5 protein-coding genes and 1 pseudogene are annotated in these 4,777 nt (G+C 41.5%); 2 read left to right on the top strand and 4 right to left on the bottom strand.

Features of this window, described 5'->3' with window-relative positions; translation table 11 throughout:
- The first annotated feature begins 294 nt into the window (after positions 1–294).
- A complete protein-coding gene (locus tag QZ327_RS14085; RefSeq protein ID WP_294620330.1) occupies positions 295–1,221 on the top strand; it encodes a site-specific integrase in 927 nt (308 codons plus the stop codon).
- A gap of 105 nt (positions 1,222–1,326) precedes the next feature.
- Positions 1,327–1,713, top strand: coding sequence for a hypothetical protein (locus QZ327_RS14080; protein WP_294620328.1), 387 nt, complete (start codon positions 1,327–1,329; stop codon positions 1,711–1,713).
- 59 nt (positions 1,714–1,772) lie between these two features.
- On the opposite strand, the gene QZ327_RS14075 is transcribed toward QZ327_RS14080, so the two are convergent.
- The 4 genes and pseudogenes from QZ327_RS14075 to QZ327_RS14060 form a co-directional block, all read right to left on the bottom strand.
- On the bottom strand, positions 1,773–2,300 hold the full coding sequence (locus tag QZ327_RS14075; protein ID WP_294620326.1) for a hypothetical protein: 528 nt from the start codon (positions 2,298–2,300) through the stop codon (positions 1,773–1,775).
- A gap of 16 nt (positions 2,301–2,316) precedes the next feature.
- Positions 2,317–3,528, bottom strand: a complete 1,212-nt coding sequence (locus tag QZ327_RS14070) for a relaxase (protein ID WP_294620324.1) — start codon at positions 3,526–3,528, stop codon at positions 2,317–2,319.
- Positions 3,525–3,944 carry a metalloproteinase gene (locus tag QZ327_RS14065; RefSeq protein WP_294620322.1) on the bottom strand — a complete coding sequence of 140 codons (420 nt, stop codon included), beginning with the start codon at positions 3,942–3,944 and terminating at the stop codon, positions 3,525–3,527. The genes QZ327_RS14070 and QZ327_RS14065 overlap by 4 nt, the downstream gene beginning before the upstream one ends.
- A gap of 314 nt (positions 3,945–4,258) precedes the next feature.
- Positions 4,259–4,777, bottom strand: a pseudogene (locus QZ327_RS14060) (mobilization protein); the annotation flags it as partial.

The raw sequence follows: 4,777 nt of genomic DNA, 5'->3' as shown, positions 1-4,777 counted from the left end.
TCTCTGCACAATTCAAAGTTTTTAGGCATATTTCCCTCTTTGATATTAGGCAACTTATCTTTGTTTAAGTTAACCATAGTTGGAAGCCCTACATGTATAAGCCCGTAGTGTAAGTTTTGAACTGTATTAATCTCATATTCTAATTGCTCCCAACACAGAGAATTGGTTGAATAGAAATCCAACAACTCTGAAACTTTGCATCTTTCCCATTCTTCCGTAAACTCCGGAAATCTCAAATGGGGAACATTACCTATTATATTTCTCTAATTATTAGAACCAATTAAATTCAAGATTATGAATCAGAAGACAATTAGAGAAATTTCGGATGCATGGCGAGAGAACAAGCGGCCGTATGTGAAACAATCGACATTGGCAGCCTACATGTTGATTCTTGAAAATCACATTTTGCCAAAGTTTAGTGAGAGTAACGAACTTCATGAAAATGATGTACAAGGCTTTGTGCTTGAAAAGTTGGAAGGCGGATTGAGCGTGAAATCTGTTAAGGACATTCTTATTGTCCTGAAGATGGTTATGAAATTCGGGGTGAAAAACGAATGGATGAACTATTACGAATGGGATATTAAGTACCCAACAGACGTTGCTGGTAAAAAGTTGGAGGTTTTGTCCGTGGCAAATCATAAAAAGATTCTGAACTATATTCAGAGCCACTTTTCCTTTCCGGGACTTGGTATCTACATTAGCCTTAGTACCGGTCTGCGTATAGGGGAGATCTGTGCTTTGAAATGGAGCGACATCAATGTATATGACGGGATTCTAACCGTAAACCGGACGATAGAACGCATCTATATCATAGAAGGAGAGAGAAAACATACAGAGCTGGTCATCAACACGCCAAAGACAAAAAACTCTTGCCGTGAAATCCCGATAAACAAAGAATTGCTTACTATGTTAAAGCCTTTGAAAAAAGTAGTTAATGATGACTATTACATTCTTACCAATGACGAGTGTCCGACAGAACCACGTACGTTCCGTAACTACTATAAAAGGCTTATGGAGAAACTTGATATTCCCAAGCTGAAGTATCATGGACTTCGTCACAGTTTCGCGACTCGCTGTATAGAAGTCGGTTGTGACTATAAAACAGTCAGCGTATTATTAGGGCATTCCAATATTTCAACTACGTTGGACTTATATGTCCATCCCAATATGGAGCAGAAAAAGCGTTGCATTGCTAAGGTATTCAAGTCACTGGGTAAATAAAGTTATGTATAGAGCGAGGGAATTAATGCTGTAATTTCTTCGCTCTCAATTGTTCTGTGATTTAGAATTATGTTGTATATTTGAATGTTATTAAAAATATTGCTTATGAGAAAGGGGTTGATATTCTTCTTGGGAGTTGTTACTGGGTGTGTATTAACAATTGCAGTACTTTTTGTTATAGGTATTACCAATTCAAATGCTAACGAGTCGGATATTACGATTGCTGAGCAACAGACGGTATTTACTACCGCAACAAAATTTGAAGTTTTTCAGGTTCTTGGGGATGGTGCTTTGGCCAATTGCGAGGAGAAAGGGTATTCAACTTCATTTTTTACTGGGCCGGTCGTCTATATTGTGACAGATGGCCAGAATCTGTTTTATGATGATCAGGTAATTGAAGTACCTAAAGGTAAAAAGGCTATGCAAATAGGAACATTTCGTTATGAGACCAAACTTGGTGAAAAAGTAGTTCCTGTAATAAAGTTTCAATAACATAGCATATTATAAGAAGTCTCAACCGATAGCAATTCTATCCAGTTGAGACTTTTCGTTTATTTACCCCTGTCCGAAAACTTCTGTATAACTACAGCAATACCAATCCCCAAAACAGCCATAATAATACAGCAGATAACTGCTTTCCAAATCAATACGGAATGCAAAATCTCTGCATTTGCCCCTATCATGCACACGAAAAAAGAAGATAGAGCAACTACAATGATAATTAAAATGTAGAATGCCGTATCTGGGATGGGGATAGTATTGTCGACTTTCTTTATTCTCCGCTCGGCTTCCTTACATTTGCTCTCAATCTGACTGAGAAAATCACATAGAAGTCTTGCTCCAAATTCAACTGCCAACTTATGCATTTCTTCAGAAATGATAGGTTTGCACTCACGTATAGAGTCGGATAGATTTTCAACTTCTGTTCTCAACTTATACACATTGTCATTCAGGCTGGCAAGTTCCTTTGCGTTGATGTCGAGTAAGCGGTTTTCTTCCTCCAAATATTCATTCTTTGGAGTAGCTTTTATGGATTCCACTTCACTCATTTCTGCGGAAAAATCAAATTTCTTTTTCATGTTTGCCTTCATAGGCTTATCGTTTTAGTCCTGTTTTCGGTTTCTTCCCTAACGAACGACCGGCAGTACGAGCGCATCTGCGTGCCCATTGTAAGTCGTCTTCGTTCGTGTCTCTCCACGGAAGATCGCTTTGTGAACCTCCGCCACCTCCACCGATTGTTGCATTGGGAGTATCTATCAGTCCGACAAATATAGCTACAGCCATATCGGTAAGTTCCTGACAGTTGGCAATAAACCTGTAATCAAATTCGTCATTGAAACAGTCAAGTACTTTTTCCGGGATATAGAATTTGTAATCCTTACCTTCATAAGTAAAGACATAAGGAATGATATTCTGATGGTCTGGGCGATATTGGGTATAGTCAATAGGATCAACTTTATGTATCGCTCCCTGTTGAGCGGTTTTGGGAGTATTATTTCTAATGACGGTAGTTGGCTGATGAGGCAGTTTTTCCCATGTCGCAGGAAGTTTCGAAATCATAAGATTTCTGCCGATTCCCAATTCTGAAGCCTTGTATTTGCTGTTTCCATTCATGAGGGCATATCCACGGAGAATACCTTTCTTGTCCTTCCTTTCATGGACGGTATAACCTTTCCGTATAAGAGCATTCTTGTACTCATCCCATGACCATGATTGCATCGTTCTCAACACTTCCATACAGTCCTGGTTCACTTGTGGAATGTTGCGATTTCGGATTTGTGCCGCAGTCGTCCAGCCACGTTTCTTTGCCACTCGTTCGGCGGCACGTTGCGCCCGAAGATGAATGTTATGGTCGTTGTTGATATTGCCATTTTCATCCAAACGGCAGACCGCAGCATGGAGGTGTGGAACTTCGCCTTTGGATTCCGTATGCAGCCAAACCGAGTATTTGCTGCCCGCCAAATTAGTTGGACAGGAACGGACTTTTCCATCCTTGCCGGTAATCATCTGTTTGTCGAACTCCTCGGCGAAATCTTGCCAAAGTTTTTGCCAATCTTCGATGTCATAGAATTGGGTATGTTTGGGCGATGGACTCAACTCGATTCTGATAACGGAGTTCTTTATCGGGCGATGCTGGGATAGGGTCAACTGCATGGAGTTCCATATCCCCATAGCATCCGGTTCTGAGGGCAACAGATTGTCCAATACCCGATAAATTTTCTCCGGATGCTTCTTATGCTGTGATTCGCCGGTAATGTAACGGAGGTCGTTGATGCCGTGCGATATGGCTTTGGCTTTTGCAATCATTCTTCTTCGGATTTAAGGTTGGACGGAATTTTGTTCTTCTCTTTTACAGCATTCAGGAACTGGCAGACACTTTCGGCTACATTGCCAAGTTCCTTGAGCCAGTTGACCATGAACGGAATCTGATTGAACATTGTCATGCGCTGCTTTGTGGACATTCCGTGTAGGGCAGAGGTGTATTTTACGAGGTCTGCCCGACAATCGTCCAGATTTTGCAACAGGGCTGCTTCTTCTTTCGTAAGTCTCGCTTTGGGCATGAAGTTATAGGCACACGACAATAGGTAATCACTTATGGTCATACCGCATTGGGTAGCCATTGATTTTATATACTCCTTCTGAGTAGGAGTGACTTTCGCTCCGATGAAGACGTTTCTGGTTTCTTTAGAGGAGTTCGATGTATTTTCAATATCTTCTTTCATTTGAATCATTGTTATAATTGTGAATAGGTGCGAGCTTGCGAGTACCGCACCGGCGAGGGAACTGAGCCGGCAAGAGTGCCAGTGTACAACCGTAACGTAGTGAGGTTATACCTTGGCATATCTTGCAACAGATACCTGTTGATGCTTTCCGGCAAGCCATATTGGATGTACATACAGAATCGGCAGACGGATTTGAACCAGAAACTAAGATATTCATCTAAAAGAGGGGGGATAGAATGAATACCTTGTGTGCAACCCCTGACTACTTTGTTTTATTCTTATATATACGCCCCTACAATAAAGTAAAGTTGAACTCAGTAATGGTATTCAGGATTGACCATATATTCTTTCCCCTCTTTTATCACCATTCGCTTATTACCGAGAAATGTGGCTACCTTGACCGCCTTGTTGTGACCGAGCTTTACATTCTGCAATCCGTACCCCTCTTTCAAGCGTTCCAGATACTCATCGTAACTGCTGATATTTCCATTCGCAAAAGCGGCATCCAATGCTGCGCGATGTACACTCTCTGAAATTTCCTTGTATGGATCAAACGGTTCTTTGGTCGGTCGTCCGATCTTCTTTTCTTTGTGCAGATAAGGTTCTACCGGTTCGGGCATGGCTTCCTCGTTTATGCGGAAAGCGAAAGGTTCAAACTCACGGTCGCGGATATGCATGGCTTCGATTACGCTTATGGTCTTGTCCTCTTTATCCACCTCGATCTGCATGATGGTTTCCGCTTTATTGTTGAGTTCAGTGCCGATGTGACCACGAGCATGTTCGTCATTCTTATTCTGATGCAGTACGGTATGGATGTGAATCTGTCTGCCGTC

Source organism: uncultured Bacteroides sp. (assembly GCF_910578895.1).
In the GTDB taxonomy this organism is placed as follows: Bacteria; Bacteroidota; Bacteroidia; order Bacteroidales; family Bacteroidaceae; genus Bacteroides.
The sequence above is the reverse complement of the archived record's forward strand: the minus strand, read 5'-3'. Positions and strand labels throughout refer to the sequence as shown.

Bases quoted from the DNA above. Each gene is read 5' to 3' on its own strand.
- QZ327_RS14085 (WP_294620330.1), top strand. From the start codon at position 295: ATGAATCAGAAGACAATTAGAGAAATTTCGGATGCATGGCGAGAGAAC.
- QZ327_RS14080 (WP_294620328.1), top strand. From the start codon at position 1,327: ATGAGAAAGGGGTTGATATTCTTCTTGGGAGTTGTTACTGGGTGTGTA.
- QZ327_RS14075 (WP_294620326.1), bottom strand. From the start codon at position 2,300: ATGAAAAAGAAATTTGATTTTTCCGCAGAAATGAGTGAAGTGGAATCC.
- QZ327_RS14070 (WP_294620324.1), bottom strand. From the start codon at position 3,528: ATGATTGCAAAAGCCAAAGCCATATCGCACGGCATCAACGACCTCCGT.
- QZ327_RS14065 (WP_294620322.1), bottom strand. From the start codon at position 3,944: ATGAAAGAAGATATTGAAAATACATCGAACTCCTCTAAAGAAACCAGA.